We start from the raw sequence: 13852 nt of genomic DNA, 5'->3' as shown, positions 1-13852 counted from the left end.
ATCATTCTGGCCGAGCGAAGCGGACTTCAGGCCCGGAATCGGTCACTTCGTGATGGTTCGCCGTACGCCCTGGTGCTCGGCGCAGGCGGTGGACCGGCCGCCGGCCAGGCTGACCGAAGCGTCGCGGCACTGCACGAGGTAGCCGCGTCCGGCCCAGAACTGCGGTACGCAGTCGAACCAGTCGCACACCTCGGCGGCCGGCTTGCGGATCCGCGTACCGCCACAGAAGCCGTACCCCAGCGGGTTCTCCGGTGCCCCGCAGAGCGGGCCCTGGGTCGCGCTGGGCGACGGGCGTGGTGACGTCGTCCGCTTTGGCGGTGGGGTCTTCAGGGCGAGCGCCGGGCCGGCGGGGCGGATCAGCGCGGGTGCCACGCTGCTGGTGGGCGCCGGGGTGGCGGCTGCGGCGACCTCCGCGCCACCGGTCGGGTCGGACGGGTCCGACTCGATCAGTGCCGCCGGCACCAGCAGCGCGATGGCCGCCGCCACCGCGATGGTTCTGCGGCCACCCGGTACCCGCGCGGAGAACCGGGCCTGCGCCGGGGTGTTCACGGCCGGCCGGAACGGCTTGAGCTGGGCGTGTTCGGCGATCAGCTCGTCGAGTTGGGCGATCACCGCGGCGCGCTGTTCGATCGCGTCGGCGAAGGCCAGCGTGAGCTTGAACCGGAAGTCGGGCGCGGCGTCGGTGGGCAGCAGCAACCCGGAGGTACGCCGCCGGTCCAGCACCTGGAGCAGGGTGACCGGCGCCGCCGGGTCGTGGGCCAGGCCGGTGATCCGGCCGTACGCCCAGTCGCGCCGGCCCCGCCCGCCGAGCAGCACGAGCCGGCGGCTGGTGATCACGGCCATGCCGGCGTCGGTGACGCGTACGCCGTCCGGGCGGCGCGGGCGCAGCGACCCGGTTCGCGGGGCGACGGTGAGGTCCGGCGCGGGCAGCACGGTCGTGTGCCGTACCTCGACCAGTTGCGCGGCGGGTAGCGCCCAGAGCACCACCTCGTCGGCGGCCAACTCCAACGCCAGCCCGGCGCCGGCGGCCGCCGACCCCTGGAAGTCGGCGGCCAGGGCGCGCAGCCGCCGCAACTCGTCGTCGCGTCGCTGCCACGCCGCCTCAGCGCCGCGGTACGTGCTGACCCGCCGCACGTTCTGCCGGTGCGCCCACCGGTACCGCCATGTGGAACCCGTCGAATCAGTCCTCGCCACGCCGACTCCTTCGCCGCGCTGGCCACCAATCTGGGGGTGTCACGAGGTTTAACAGGCGCGGCGCGGCGCCCGGACACGCCGAAACGGGCGAACTAGCCGATCGGCGGAGCAACCCACACGATAGGGCGATACTCTTGCGTCGATTCATGTTCTCCGAGGGGGGTGGCGGTCGTGCCGGCAGTCACGCTGCCCGGGGTCGTGATCGGTGTCGACATCGGCACCACCAGCACGAAGGCCGTCGCGTACGACACCGACGGGCGGCAGCTCGGCAGTCACCTGGTCGGCTATCCGCTGAACAACCCGCAACCCGGCTACGCCGAGCAGGATCCACAGCTCATCCTCGAAGCGGTGCTGAAGTCGATAGGCATGGTCGTGGCCGAGCTGGTCCAGCCGGTGTCCGGGCTGTCGTTCGGCTCCGCCATGCACAGCCTGATCGGGTTGGACCGGGACGGTAATCCGCTCACCCCGTCGGTGACCTGGGCCGACTCGCGGTCCACCCGGCAGGCCGAGCGGTTGCGGGCGGTGCCGTCGGGGCTGGCCCTGCACCGGCGCACCGGCACGCCGATGCATCCGATGTCGCCGCTGCCCAAGCTGCTGTGGTTCGCCGAGCAGGAGCCGAAGCTCTTCGAGCGGGTGGCGCACTGGGTGGGCATCAAGGACTGGGTGCTGCTGCGGCTCTGCGGCGCGCTGGTCACCGACCACTCGATCGCCTCGGCCACCGGCCTGCTCGACATCCACGAGCTGAAGTGGGACCGCGAGGCGCTGACCATCGCCGGTATCAGTGAGGAACAGCTCCCGCAGCTCGTCGCCACCACCGCCGTGCTGCCCAACCTGACCCCGCAGGCCGCTGCCGAGACCGGCCTGCCGGAGCGCACCCCGGTGGTGGTCGGCGCTGGCGACGGACCGCTGGCGAACCTGGGCCTGGGCGCTGTGCACCCCGGCATGGTGGCCTGCTCGATCGGCACCAGCGGCGCGATGCGGGTGATGGTCGAGCGGCCCGGCGTGGACCCGCTCGGCGGGGTGTTCTGCTACGCGCTGACCGAGCATCGCTGGGCGGTCGGTGGCGCGATCAACAACGGCGGCATCGTGCTCAAGTGGGCCGGCGCGGCGCTCGCCCCGGACCTGGGCGAGCACTCCGAGGAGGACCTTGTCGCCCTGGCGGCCCGCGCGCCTGTCGGTTCGGGCGGGCTCATCATGCTGCCGTACCTGCACAGTGAACGGGCACCACACTGGAGCGCCCTGCCGCGCGGCGCGTACGTGGGGTTGACCCACGCACACCGCCGCGAGCATCTGGTGCGGGCCGCGTTGGAGGGCGTCTGTCAGCAGCTCGCGCTGGTGCTCAGCTCGGTGCGCGCGGCCGGCAACGAGGTGCGGGAGGTCCGGGCCGGAGGCGGCTTCGCCCGCAGCGGCCTGTGGCGGCAGATGCTTGCCGATGCCCTCGGCCTGCCGGTGAGCTTCCCGTCCGCGCACGAGGGGTCGAGCTTCGGGGCGGCGCTGCTCGGCATGGAGGCGCTCGGGCTGATCCCCAGCATCGACGTCGCCGCCGACCTGGTGCGGATCGAGGAGACGATCCGCCCCGACCCGGCCGCCGCTGCCACCTACGCGGCGCTGCTGCCGCTCTTCGCCGAGTTGTACGAGGCCCTCACGCCCACCTTCGCCTCGATCCGCCGGATGGCACCGGGCCTGCCCACCGGCCCCGAACCACAGGCGTGAGCGGTGCCGGGTCAGGGCGCTTCGACGCCGGCGATCAGGTAGCGCCGCACGTCGGCGTCGAGGATTGCCACTTCCTGCGCGTCGTCCGGGCCGGAGCCACGGAACGCGGCCAACTGCTCCGGTGACTCCCAGCGTTCGTAGACGTGGATCCTGCCGGGCTCCAACGGGTCGGCCGCCAGCAGGAAGTCGAGGCAGCCGGCGGTGGCGCGCGCCCGCGCGATGACCTGCTCGCAGTCGGACAGGTACGCCTCGCGGGTGGCCGGTTCGACCTGCAGACTGCCGGCGATGATCAGCATGGGTCCTCCGGGCTCGTGGCTGACCTTTGCTCTGCACCCGCCCGCGCGCCACGCACGGTCCGTAGCTGGCGCATCGGCGGGTGCAGAGCAAAGCGTGATACCTGTGCGTCACAGTTATACCTGTGGGTCGTCGCGCTCGGGGGGACATCGCCGCCCGGACGGGTGACGCCGGTCCCGTCGGTCTCACCAGCCTCCAACGCTTCATATCGTGCAAAAGTGAGAAAAAGCGACAAGAGGCGCTCATCTTCCCTGCTGGGGAACTCTGCCCGCGTACCCCTGAAGGTGCTGACGGCGGCGGTCGCGCTCGCGGTGCTCGCGGCGACCGGCCCGGCCACCGCGGACGGCGCGGGCCGCGCGCCCGTCGCGGACCCGGCGCAGACGACCGATCCGGGGTACGGGGTTGAGCCCGGCGACGGTCAGAGCCACGAGCCCGGTGTGGACCCGACGCCGGAGCGCCCGCCGACCAGCGAGGTGTCCTGGCTGTCGTTTCCCGGCGGGGTGTTCGCTGTGGACTCGCTCGGGCGCACGGTGCGCTACCGCGCCTGCGACGGCGACACCGGCCGGGTCGCCGACCCGACCATGCGGGTCGCCGCCGGGGTGGCCAGCGGCGCGGTAGTGGTCGGCGGGACGGCCTACCGCTACCGGGTGCCGCTGGTCGGGCGCAGCGAGGGGACGCTGGAGGTGATCCAGCGGCACCGCCCGCCGACGACGCTGACCGGTGTGGTGGTCACCAGCCCGCAGCCGCCCACCGACCCGGTCGCCGGGGCCCGGCTGTTCCCGCTCAGCGGGCAGCTCGCCCGGGTGGTCGCCGACGCGAGCCTCAACCCGGCCGGGGTCACCGTCCGCGACCTGTCCGGCCGCTACGGCGACCAGCAGATCGCCGTCAACGGATCGCTGCGGCCCAAGGCGGCCAGCGTCATCAAGCTGTGGATCCTCGTCGAGCTGCTGCGCCGGGTTGACTGCGGACAGGTCTTTCTCGACGACGGGGTGCTGGTCACGCCGGAGGACGTGGTCGGCGGCACCGGTCAACTGCAGTTCGAGACGTTCCCGCAGGTGGTCACGGTGCGCCGGCTCGCCCAGTACCTGATCAAGTACAGCGACAACGTGGCAGCGAACGTGCTGATCACCTACCTGGGTGGGTTCGCTCCGGTCAACGCGCTGATCGACTCGATGAACCAACGCTCCACCATCCTGGCCCGCCGGATGCTCGACAGCGCGGCAGCGCAACGCGGCGAGGAGAACTACACCAGCCCGGACGACGTGGTGTCGCTGCTCGGCGCGGTCTGGGACGGCGAGATCCTCACCCCCACCTCCCGGGACCTGATGATCGGGTTCATGCGGGAGCAGACCCTGAACACGAAGATCCCGGCGGCGTTGCCACAGGGCGTGCCGGTGGCCCACAAGACCGGTGACCTGCCGGACGCCTCACACGACGTCGGCTACTACCTGATCCCCGGCACCGAGACCGCCGTCGCGTTCCTCACCGCCGGCCCCATGGCCACCGGCGACGACACGGTCCGGCGGATGGCCCGCACCGTCTACGACTTCCTGGTCACCCCGGTCGACGGGGCGGTCGAGGAGTGACCCGACCTCAGGCGCCGGGAATGTTCGCCGGCGGGTCCTCGCCCACCAGGTCGGCCGCCGGCGGGTCCGCCGACACCGGCAGCCCGAAATCCGAGTACGTCAGGTCGAGCTGGGCGGTCTGCGACTGCTCGCTGGCCAACTCGATGCGGTAGCGGACCAGCCGGCCCTGCTCGTCCACGGCAGCGGTGAACGGCACCGCCGCCGCCCGGTCGCCGAGCACACTGCCGACGCCGCTGCCCAGCACCGCGCCGCTCTGGCGCAGGTCCAGCGTGCCCGCGTACTCCCGCTCCGCGGTCAGCCGGACCCCCGCCGGCGCGCCCAGCGTGCTGGCCAGCCGGGTGTTGTCCAGGCCCTGCTTGGCCGCCGGGTCACCCGGGGCGCCGACGTGCCACCAGGTCTTGCCGTCCCAGACCGGGACGCGGCGGTCCGGGGCGGTGACCCGCACGTACACGTCCGGCCCGGTGGTCAACCGTTCGATCTTCACCACACCGGAAGGCACCTTCAGTGAGGTGGTCTCCAGACCACGCTTCGCCTTCGGGTCCCAGAGCAGCACAGTGGCATCGCCGTCCGCGCCGCCGGTGCCAACTGTCAGCTTGTACGGCTGCTCGTCGGCCTTCGCCGCGGCGGCCTTCAGCACACCGACCGGGTCGGCCGGGCCCGCCGACGCCGCCGGGCGACCAGCGTCCGGTTCCTCGTCGTCGCTGGTGGCGACCAGCGCCCACGCCCCGGCGCCGACCGCCACCACGAGCACGGCGACAGCGGCGATCAGCTTCGGTTTCTGCACTGTCATCTCCCCCGGGCGGTGCGGTCCGGCCAGACTAGCCGGACCGCACCCCGTCACGCCCGGCTGATCGCGTTGGCGTGGATCGCCTCGTGCAGATACGTGGCCAGCCCGGTGGCGATCTTCTCGTAGTACGCGGTGAACCGCTCGTCGGCCAGGTACATGTCGGCCAATCCGGTCTGCATCTCGTACGAGCACTCGTAGAACCAGCGGCTGATGAGCTGCCGGTGCTCCTCGGCCAGCTCCATCACCTCCGGGCTGTCCGCCGGCGCGCCCGAGGCCATCAGCGCGACGATCCGCCGGCCCCAGTCCTCGTTCTCCGCCTTGTTCCGCAGCCAGTCTTCCTTGGTGTAGCGGGAGACCCGCCGGTTCGACTCCCGGTACGCGTCGGTGTCACCCCACCGCCGCTCCGCCTCGGCCTGGTGCTCCTCCGGATCGACGTCACCGAAGACCTCGAACCGCTCCTCCGGCGTGAGTTGGATGTTCATCTTGCTCGCCTCCATCGCGAACTCGATCGCCGTGACCATCTCCTGCAACCGCTTGAGCCGTACCGTCAGCAGTTCGTGCTGCCGGCGCAGGTGCGCGGCCGGATCGGCCGCCGGGTCGTCGATGATCGCGGTGATCTCCTCAAGCGGGAAACCAAGCTCCCGGTAGTACAGGACGAGTTGCAGCCGTTGCAGGTCCGCGTCGTCGTAGCGGCGGTAACCGGCCGAGGTGCGCCCGCTGGGCGAGAGCAACCCGATCTCGTCGTAGTGGTGCAGCGTCCGCACCGTCACGCCAGCCACCTTCGCGACCTGACCCACCGTGTACGCCATGGTCCCCCTCCCTTCCGGGAACCAGGCTCCTGCCTGCCGTTACGTGAGAGTCAACTCCGATTCTGGCCCACCATGGCGGGGGCGTCCGGCCGCCCGTACAGATAGCCCTGACCCCGTGGGCAGCCGATCGCGGTGACCGCCTCGTGCTGACGCTCGGTCTCCACCCCCTCGGCGACCACAGCCAGGTCGAACGCGCCGGCCAGGCGGGTGACCATCTCCACCGTGGCGTACGCCCGGTCGTCGGTGCCCAGCCGGGCCACGAACGACCTGTCGATCTTCAGCTCGGTGGCCGGGATGCGGTGCAGGTAGCTCAGCGACGAGTAGCCGGTGCCGAAGTCGTCGATGGCGATCCGGATGCCAAGCTCCCGGAGCTGGTGCAGCCGCTCCAGCACCGCCTCGGTGCCCTCGATCAACGCCGACTCGGTCAACTCCAGTGTCAACGCCCGTGGTGCCAACCCGGCGGCGCTGGTCGCCGCGGTGACAGTGGCGATCAGGTCCGGCCGACGCAGGTGCGCGGCGGCGATGTTCACAGCGACCGTCGCCTCCGGCGCCCGGCCCCGCCAGGTCGCCGCGGCCCGGCACGCTTGGTGGATCACCCAGCGGTCGATCGGCAGGATCAGCCCGGTCTCCTCGGCCAGCGGCAGGAACTTCGCCGGCGGCAACATCCCCAGCCGGGGGTGCCGCCAGCGCACCAACGCCTCGGCGCTGCGCACCGCGCCGGTGGTCAGGTCGACGATCGGTTGGAACTCCAGGTGTAGCTGGTCCTCGTCGACAGCGCGGCGCAGGTCGGCGATCAATTCGGCGCGGGAGACGGCCGACTCGCGCAACGCCGCAGTGCACGTGCGGTACGCGGACTTCCCGGCCGCCTTGGCCGCGTACATGGCGATGTCGGCGTCGCGCAGCAGGTCGGTGTGGGAGGCATGCTGCGGGCCGTACTCGGCGATACCGATGCTCGCCGACGGGTGCACCCCGACGTCCTCCTCGTCGTCGGAGGGCCGCAGCGCATCCAGCAGCCGCTCGGCGAGCCGTTCGGGTGACACCGGCCGGTCGCCGTCGACCAGCACGGCGAACTCGTCACCGCCGAGCCGGGCGATGGTGCCGTCGCCGTTCACGGCAGTGTGCATCCGGGCCGCGAGCCCGGTCAGCAGGGCGTCGCCGGTGGCGTGCCCGAACCGGTCGTTCACCTGCTTGAACCCGTCCAGGTCGAGCAGCAGCACCGCCACCGGCCGCCCGTCGCGCAGGGCCAGGCGCAGCCGCCGGTTGAACAACAGCCGGTTGGGCAGCCCGGTGAGCTGGTCGCCGTACGCGAGCCGGCGCAGTCGGGCCACCAAGCGGAGGTTCTCGTTGGCCGCCAACCCCTGCCGGACGGCGAGGGCGGCCAGCAACACCATCATGGTCACGAACACGAGCTGCGGGGTCTGCCCGGTGGGCCGGCGGGCCAGCACCACAGCGATGATCGCCCCGCCCACCGGCAGGTACGGCAGCGCCACCCGCCACCAGGGCGGCAGCGGCGACTCGGCGGTGTCGTCGGTGCCGTCGCAGTCCGGTGGCGGCGGGTTGCGGGTGGCGAGGCCGATCAGCAGGTAGCTCAACGGCCAGCACAGGTCGATCGGGTGACCGGCGGTGTAGTCGGCGCGGGCGACCAGCGACACGTAGACGACGTCGGCGACGACCCGCAGGGTGAGGCTCGCCGCGAGGACTGTCATCGGCCGCCACATCGGCCGGGCCGGCCCGGAGACCGCGACCAGGATGGTGAGCTGCATCAGGTCGAACATGGGGAAGAGCAGCCCCAGCGTCCGCGCCGGGTCGGCCAGCTCGGCCGCGGCGACCCCCCGGAAGACCAGCACCCAACCAATCGGCACCAGCGCCAGGGCGACGATCACCCCGTCCAGCAACGTACGGGCCCGCCCGACCGCCGTCCTCGGTGCGGACGGCGAGCTGAGCAGCGCCGCCGTGCCGGTGAGGATGCCGGCGGTGAAGACCACCCCGACCACCGGCGTGTGCGGCAGGTCGCCGCCGACGAGCCGCTGCACCGTCCAGATCGCCCGACCGATCGCGGCCAGCGCCATGGTGAGAGCGAGCATCGTCCAGAACCGGCGCAGCGGCGCCGGATGCCGACGGGCCACCCCGACGCAGGCGAGCGTCGCCCAACCGGCGACCAGCATCGCGCCGATGTCGCTGACCAGCGCGGCGCCGGGCAACGCGGCGAACAGCCAGCCCGCCTCCAGCAGGATGACCCCGGCCGCGACGAACGCGCCGGCGGGATTCAGCGTCCCCGCAGCCTGCTTTCCGTCCTGTCGGGACACGGTCGCTCCGGCTCTTTCGTCGTGCGTGCACCCTCGGCGGCGCCGGTCCACGGCAAACCCCGAAAGCCTAACCAGCGCCCAGAAACGCCGCCAGAGCCGAACGTGCACCCCGGGCCTCTGTCGCGCTGAGCACCCTCACGCCTCTGGTCAGCGGCCCGCGGATCGGTTCCACGGTGAACGGGGCAGTGCGGTGCCGGCCAACGGACGGCGTGCGCGGCGGCGTCTGCGCCGGCCAGGGGTGCAGGGCGGGCGGGCAACGGTGTGCACAGCCACGTCGGCCGAGGGCGTCGGTCGGCCGATCAGCCAGCAGAGGAAGCGTTCCATCGTCGGATCAGCCGACCGGGAGGCGCTCGACGTCGGACTTGGCGATCTCGTACTCCGCCCCGCAGAACGTGCACTGCTGCGCGTACCGGGTGCGGATCGGAATGAGGGGGATGAAGAAGAGTGTGAATTTCGTCGAGCGGCGGGTGATCACCTGCGCGGCCTGGTTGCCGCAGTGGCGGCAGACCTGCTGCACGACACCGGACCGGTCGACCTTGGTACGCAGACCAAAGATGAAGAACATCGCCAGCCAGTACCCACTCGACAGCGAAAAGTCACCACATCCCGCCATCGGATCAAGACAACCGTCTACCAACGCGTAGGTATAGCGATTGGTATACTCGTTTCGTGAGCCAGGAAGAGTGGGATGTCTTCGTCGTCGACGAGGTTCGCGCCTGGATCGACAGCCTGGACGAGCCCACGTTCGCCCGTGTGGTCCAGGCCATCGACGCACTCTCCGAAGCTGGCCCCGGGCTGGGACGACCCCTGGTCGACACGATCAGCGGGTCATCGATAGCCAACCTGAAGGAGTTGCGTCCCGGCACGGTCCGCATCCTCTTCGTCTTCGACCCATGGCGCGCGAGCATTCTGCTGGTTGCCGGCGACAAGTCAGGCCAATGGACGAGCTGGTATCGACAGGCCATCCCGCTCGCCGAGCAGCGGTACGAGATTTACTTGAAGGAACGTGCACAGCAGGAGGGGGGACAGCGGTGAGTGGTCACGTGCGGTGGGCGGACATCCGGGCGGAGTACGTGCAGCGTGCTGGCGGCGAGGCGGCTGTCGAAGCGGGCAAGGAAGAGCTGCTCGCGGAGGTCGTCGGTCACCGCCTCGCGGAGGTGCGACGCTCTCGCGGCTTCACCCAGCAGCAGATCGCTGAGCGGATGGGCGTGACCAAGGGCCGGGTGTCCCAGATCGAGCAGGGCAGGATCTCCGGTCAGGATGTGGTGGCCCGATACGCTGCCGCCCTCGGTGGCCGGCTCCACCAGGCAATCTATTTCGACGACGGTGACATCGCCGCCATCGCCTGAGGCTCGCACGCACAAGATCGTGCTCGATCCGGTCAGCTGGCTGACTGCCAGGGCCGGCGCTGGTCCAGTTCGCCCGCCAGCCGGCGGAGGAAATCGCGGAACCCCTGCTCGCTGTGCGACGTCTCGATCTCGTCGATGAGCGGGCCGTCGTACTGCTGCGCCTGGACGATCGCGTCCGCATAAACAGCCGGGCCGTCCCCGAAGTAGCGTCGCTCGACCATCGCCTCAGCCATCTGGCTGGCGGAATCGTCGTCGAGCTGAGGGGTGAACATCAACCCGTACAGGATCTGGTTGATGACGCCCTTCCAGTTGCGGCTGTCCATTCCATGCACCTTTCCGACGGGTCAGTTCAACCGGGTACGGCCGTCGAAGCCGAAGAGCGGGATGTCCTTGACGCCGTTGCGGCTCAGCTCGTCGGTGACCTGCCGCATGTGCTCGGGGCCGGGTTGATAGTGCCCGCTGGCGGAAGTCACGTACTGGACCCTACCGTCGACGACCGCGATCTCACCGGCCGCCGCGACCGGCTGACCGTTGCCCAGTGTGGAGTGGTGGAAGTCGCCAACCTGTTGGTAGTTCGAGGCGTACATGTTGCCTCGCTCATCCATCACGAAGATGGCCCGGCCGCCGTCCCTCGTCCAGTGGGTGGACGCGGCGCGGGTGTCGAAGGGCTGGCCGTCCTTTGCCTGGCGCAGGATGCCGTCCGAGTCGACGTACACGCGGTGCGCCTCCCGTTCCGCCTCGCTGAGCCGACGCACCGAACTGGGCCGAAAGGGGTTTCCCGGATGGTCACCGGCGGTCTCGTACCGGTACTTGTCCAGCATCGGCCGGCCCTGGTAGCGGACCTCCCGCAGCGGTCCGGGCACGCCGGGCCGCCCCGGGGGCCGATCCGGGCCCTTGCGGTTGAACCTGCGCAGCAACGTCTTGGCGCGGCGAAGCAGTCGCGGAATGATGTCGTTGACGACCCGTTGCACGATTTCCTTGATGATCCGGCGGATCGCGACCCGGGCCACGCCGATCGCGATCGGGATCTGTGCCAGCGAGCCACCGAGGGTGGGGGCCGCTGCCGCCAGCGCCATGGCAACCTGGATCACCAGGATCGTGAGCTGGACGATCGTGAGGACCTTCTGGGTCAACGTGATCACGGCCATCACGAGCAGCGCGGCGGCGATGAGTTCTGCGGCCTCGGCGCCGTCCTCGATACGGCTGGTCGGGCCCTCCTCGCCGCGCCACATCGCCTCGAAGGCGGTGACGTCCCGCCCCCGGTTGGTAGCGCTCACGACACTCGCGCCGGCGTTCGCCTCGTTGGCCGCCGTGCGCAGCGTGCCGGCGAAGGACATCCACGCCTGGGCGGCCTCGTACAGCAGCTCCTCGTCGGCCTCTGGCCAGGTGAAGCCCACCCAGTTGAGGGCCTCGGCGAGCTCAGCTGGCAGTTGTAGGCCCACCGGGCAGTCCCAGTCTCGTGAAGAGGGCCGCGCTGTCGAGGTCGCTGCGCTCGTGGGCGTCGGCGGCGGCGTCAAGCCTGTCGGCCACGCTCAGGAGTTGGTCGGCCATCGAGGCGTAGACGTCGAGAGCGTGTTGCAGCACCTCGGTGTAGGCCGCTCCGAAGACCGTCCCGGCCTCGTCGCCACCCCAGGGGCTGGCCGAACCGGTGACGGTGCCCTGCAACCGTTGCACCTCCGCGCCGAGCCGCTCACCGCTGGCCTCGATGGTCCGCGCCGCCGAGTGCAGCGCGGTGACGTCGACCTCTATCGCGTCGGTCATCCGGTCACCGCTTGTCGAATCGGCGGGTCAACGCGTCCAGGTCGCCGATCATCCCGTCCAGCCCACGCCAAGCCTCTGCCGCGACCGCCTCCAACTGCCGACGCGTCGCCGCCTGGTCGATGTCGCCGCCGAGCAGCTCCTGGCGCTGTCGCAGCTCGTCATCCTGGGCGGCGCGCACTGCCTCGATCACGTGGCCGGCGATGGCACCGGTGCCGCGCCGCAGCAGGCGGGGGTCGATCTCCAGGGACTCCAGCCGGCCATAGCCAGCCACCACGGCCTCGACCAACCCGTCGGCGGCGGTGCCGCACCCGCGCAACTCGCCCTCGCCGGTTGGCACAGCGGGTGATGACGTCGACTCCGTCAGTGTTGACGGACCGGCGGCCTGGCCCAACAGACGCATTGCCGCTTCCAGCGAACGCCCGACGGCTGTGTGATCTGCATTTTCTGGATCTGCCACCCGCACCGCCCCGGCCGCCGACTCGACACTGACTCGGCCGACCTTACCGATCAGCCGGCCGTTTGACGGACCCGTTTCCCGGTCCCTCCACCTTGGTCACCGATGGCGTGGTGTCCAAGGTGGAGGCCGGTCGGGGATGTCGAGATCAGTTGGCCGGGGCGGGCTCCAGGCCGGGGATCTCCTCGGAGATCCAGATCGGCTGCCAGTTCGACACCTCGTGGAAGCGGCGCAGCTCGAACAGCCCGGCAACCGACCCGCTCCAGGCCCCGTACGGCGGGTTGGCCTCGTCGAAGCCGCTCTGCACGAAGGTCAGCGTGGTCCGGCCACCGGACTCGGCCAGCTCCCAGCTCGTCACGCCGGTCGGCCCCCAGTCGACGGACATCCGGCGGCCGGGCTGCAGGTCGACGACCTTGGCCGCGTAACCGGTCTCGAAGCCGCCCATGGCGTACCGGCCGCCGACCCAGGGCTCGATGCCGATCGGGTAGCCGAACCAGGCGCTGGCCTGCTCGGAGTCGGTCAGCGACTCCCACACCTTGTCGGCGGGGGCGGCGATGACCAGCTCACCGCGCAGGTCGGCGGAGGTGAAGTCGGTGCGGGGCAGCACTGGCTTGCCCTCCACGTGGGCGGCCAGGTTGGCGATTGACAGCGCCCAGTACGTCTGGAGCACGCCCCGGATGGTGGAACCGCTCATCGCCTCGGCGAAGTCGAAGTGGCTCTGGATCAGCGTCAGCACGGTGCTGTCGGTGCCCTCGGCGGTCAACTGGAACTCGGTGGTGGTCTCCACGCCGTCGAGCAGCCAGCCGAAGCGCAGCGTGTCGTCGTCGGCGTGCAGGAGCCGCTGGTGCGGGGCGTCGCCCTCGGGCGTGTAGCGACCCCAGAACTCGTACCGCTGGGGCAGCTCGACCTCGGCGTGCTCGGCCAGCCAGACACGCAGCTCGGCCGGGTCGGTCAGGGCCTGGCGGACGCGCCCGACGGGCGCGGAGAGACGGGCCTGGACCTTCATCGGCTCACTCATTGTCGTTCCCTTTCGGATAGCAGGCGACGGCCAGCTTGAAGGCATCTCCTTCGCTGCCGCCGTAGCGGGTGAACAGGTCCTGAAGTGCGGTTTGCAGGTCGTGCAGGAACTGCTGGCGCTGCTCGGCCGGCACCCGGATCTCGCCGGAGACTCCGATCGAGGGCAGCTCGGGCGCCGCCCGGTCCAGGCCGGCGATGTCGGCCTGGACCTCCTCCATCAGGTCGAGCAGGTAGCCCAGGCTCAGTTCGTCGCGGGCCCGGCGCAGGCCGATCCGGCCGACGAGCCGCGGGGAGAGCCAGTAGGAGCGGGCGGCGGCCTGGTAGATGCCTTCGGTGATGCCGCGGACCTTGCGTTCGTTTACCAGCTCGACGAGGCCAGCCGCGACGAGCTGCTTGACGTGGTAGTAGACGCGCTGTGGCGTCTGGTCGAGTCGGGCCGCGACCTCGGTGCAGGTGCGCGGCTCGGCCAGTTGCCGCAGCACCTCGACGCGCTGCGGCTTGAGCAGGACTTCGGCCTGCTCGATCTGCTCCAGGTACAGGACATCTCTCATGGCAAAATCAGTTTGTACGTACAAAACTTCT

At 70.8% G+C, this 13852-nt stretch carries 16 protein-coding genes; 4 read left to right on the top strand and 12 right to left on the bottom strand.

The features are described from left to right. Window positions 1-42 precede the first annotated feature (42 nt). Window positions 43-1194: a hypothetical protein gene (locus OHB44_RS06225; RefSeq protein ID WP_330439891.1), complete on the bottom strand. Its 1152-nt coding sequence runs from the start codon at window positions 1192-1194 to the stop codon at window positions 43-45. A gap of 171 nt (window positions 1195-1365) precedes the next feature. On the opposite strand from OHB44_RS06225, the gene OHB44_RS06220 reads away from it, so the two are divergent. Next, window positions 1366-2907: a gluconokinase gene (locus tag OHB44_RS06220; RefSeq protein ID WP_266303589.1), complete on the top strand. Its 1542-nt coding sequence runs from the start codon at window positions 1366-1368 to the stop codon at window positions 2905-2907. 11 nt (window positions 2908-2918) lie between these two features. On the opposite strand, the gene OHB44_RS06215 is transcribed toward OHB44_RS06220, so the two are convergent. Further along, window positions 2919-3203, bottom strand: coding sequence for a putative quinol monooxygenase (locus tag OHB44_RS06215; protein WP_330439889.1), 285 nt, complete (start codon window positions 3201-3203; stop codon window positions 2919-2921). 216 nt (window positions 3204-3419) lie between these two features. Here OHB44_RS06215 and OHB44_RS06210 point away from each other — a divergent pair, with 216 nt between their 5' ends. After that, entirely contained in the window at window positions 3420-4787 is a 1368-nt protein-coding gene (locus OHB44_RS06210) for a serine hydrolase (RefSeq protein WP_330439887.1), read from the top strand. Window positions 4788-4794: 7 nt separating this feature from the next. On the opposite strand, the gene OHB44_RS06205 is transcribed toward OHB44_RS06210, so the two are convergent. The 4 genes from OHB44_RS06205 to OHB44_RS06190 all read right to left on the bottom strand — a co-directional run bounded on the left by OHB44_RS06205 (window position 4795) and on the right by OHB44_RS06190 (window position 9254). Then, window positions 4795-5571, bottom strand: coding sequence for a hypothetical protein (locus OHB44_RS06205; RefSeq protein WP_330439886.1), 777 nt, complete (start codon window positions 5569-5571; stop codon window positions 4795-4797). A gap of 53 nt (window positions 5572-5624) precedes the next feature. Beyond that, window positions 5625-6383, bottom strand: coding sequence for a MerR family transcriptional regulator (locus tag OHB44_RS06200; protein ID WP_330439885.1), 759 nt, complete (start codon window positions 6381-6383; stop codon window positions 5625-5627). A 50-nt stretch (window positions 6384-6433) separates the two neighbouring features. Continuing rightward, entirely contained in the window at window positions 6434-8689 is a 2256-nt protein-coding gene (locus OHB44_RS06195) for a putative bifunctional diguanylate cyclase/phosphodiesterase (RefSeq protein ID WP_330439883.1), read from the bottom strand. Window positions 8690-9020: 331 nt separating this feature from the next. After that, window positions 9021-9254 carry a zinc-ribbon domain-containing protein gene (locus OHB44_RS06190; RefSeq protein ID WP_274525086.1) on the bottom strand — a complete coding sequence of 78 codons (234 nt, stop codon included), beginning with the start codon at window positions 9252-9254 and terminating at the stop codon, window positions 9021-9023. Between the two features lie 104 nt (window positions 9255-9358). On the opposite strand from OHB44_RS06190, the gene OHB44_RS06185 reads away from it, so the two are divergent. Beyond that, complete coding sequence (locus OHB44_RS06185; protein WP_238683488.1) at window positions 9359-9724, top strand: type II toxin-antitoxin system RelE/ParE family toxin; 366 nt, start codon at window positions 9359-9361, stop codon at window positions 9722-9724. Next, on the top strand, window positions 9721-10038 hold the full coding sequence (locus tag OHB44_RS06180) for a helix-turn-helix domain-containing protein (protein WP_238683489.1): 318 nt from the start codon (window positions 9721-9723) through the stop codon (window positions 10036-10038). Before OHB44_RS06185 ends, OHB44_RS06180 begins: the two co-directional genes overlap by 4 nt. A 32-nt stretch (window positions 10039-10070) precedes the next feature. On the opposite strand, the gene OHB44_RS06175 is transcribed toward OHB44_RS06180, so the two are convergent. The 6 genes from OHB44_RS06175 to OHB44_RS06150 all read right to left on the bottom strand — a co-directional run bounded on the left by OHB44_RS06175 (window position 10071) and on the right by OHB44_RS06150 (window position 13821). Further along, window positions 10071-10361, bottom strand: a complete 291-nt coding sequence (locus tag OHB44_RS06175) for a hypothetical protein (protein WP_238683490.1) — start codon at window positions 10359-10361, stop codon at window positions 10071-10073. 21 nt (window positions 10362-10382) lie between these two features. Continuing rightward, entirely contained in the window at window positions 10383-11480 is a 1098-nt protein-coding gene (locus OHB44_RS06170; protein ID WP_238683491.1) for a WXG100-like domain-containing protein, read from the bottom strand. Beyond that, window positions 11458-11799 (bottom strand): WXG100 family type VII secretion target, encoded by a 342-nt coding sequence (locus OHB44_RS06165; protein WP_266303596.1) that lies wholly within the window; start codon window positions 11797-11799, stop codon window positions 11458-11460. Before OHB44_RS06165 ends, OHB44_RS06170 begins: the two co-directional genes overlap by 23 nt. 4 nt (window positions 11800-11803) lie before the next feature. Beyond that, window positions 11804-12199 (bottom strand): YbaB/EbfC family nucleoid-associated protein, encoded by a 396-nt coding sequence (locus OHB44_RS06160; protein ID WP_330439881.1) that lies wholly within the window; start codon window positions 12197-12199, stop codon window positions 11804-11806. A gap of 202 nt (window positions 12200-12401) precedes the next feature. Then, window positions 12402-13271, bottom strand: coding sequence for an SRPBCC family protein (locus OHB44_RS06155; RefSeq protein ID WP_330439880.1), 870 nt, complete (start codon window positions 13269-13271; stop codon window positions 12402-12404). Further along, the gene (locus tag OHB44_RS06150; RefSeq protein WP_030490876.1) at window positions 13264-13821 is read right to left on the bottom strand and encodes a winged helix-turn-helix domain-containing protein; all 558 of its coding nucleotides are present in this window, start codon (window positions 13819-13821) and stop codon (window positions 13264-13266) included. The genes OHB44_RS06155 and OHB44_RS06150 overlap by 8 nt, the downstream gene beginning before the upstream one ends. Window positions 13822-13852 lie beyond the last annotated feature (31 nt).

It is taken from the genome of Micromonospora sp. NBC_00821 (assembly GCF_036347035.1).
Lineage (GTDB): Bacteria > Actinomycetota > Actinomycetes > Mycobacteriales > Micromonosporaceae > Micromonospora > Micromonospora hortensis.
The sequence above is the reverse complement of the archived record's forward strand: the minus strand, read 5'-3'. Positions and strand labels throughout refer to the sequence as shown.

What these genes read in the sequence shown, in the direction of transcription:
- OHB44_RS06175 (WP_238683490.1), bottom strand. Translation starts at nt 10,361, where the DNA reads ATGGACAGCCGCAACTGGAAGGGCGTCATCAACCAGATCCTGTACGGG.
- OHB44_RS06165 (WP_266303596.1), bottom strand. Translation starts at nt 11,799, where the DNA reads ATGACCGACGCGATAGAGGTCGACGTCACCGCGCTGCACTCGGCGGCG.
- OHB44_RS06155 (WP_330439880.1), bottom strand. Translation starts at nt 13,271, where the DNA reads ATGAGTGAGCCGATGAAGGTCCAGGCCCGTCTCTCCGCGCCCGTCGGG.
- OHB44_RS06200 (WP_330439885.1), bottom strand. Translation starts at nt 6,383, where the DNA reads ATGGCGTACACGGTGGGTCAGGTCGCGAAGGTGGCTGGCGTGACGGTG.
- OHB44_RS06150 (WP_030490876.1), bottom strand. Translation starts at nt 13,821, where the DNA reads ATGAGAGATGTCCTGTACCTGGAGCAGATCGAGCAGGCCGAAGTCCTG.
- OHB44_RS06190 (WP_274525086.1), bottom strand. Translation starts at nt 9,254, where the DNA reads ATGTTCTTCATCTTTGGTCTGCGTACCAAGGTCGACCGGTCCGGTGTC.
- OHB44_RS06160 (WP_330439881.1), bottom strand. Translation starts at nt 12,199, where the DNA reads ATGCGTCTGTTGGGCCAGGCCGCCGGTCCGTCAACACTGACGGAGTCG.
- OHB44_RS06215 (WP_330439889.1), bottom strand. Translation starts at nt 3,203, where the DNA reads ATGCTGATCATCGCCGGCAGTCTGCAGGTCGAACCGGCCACCCGCGAG.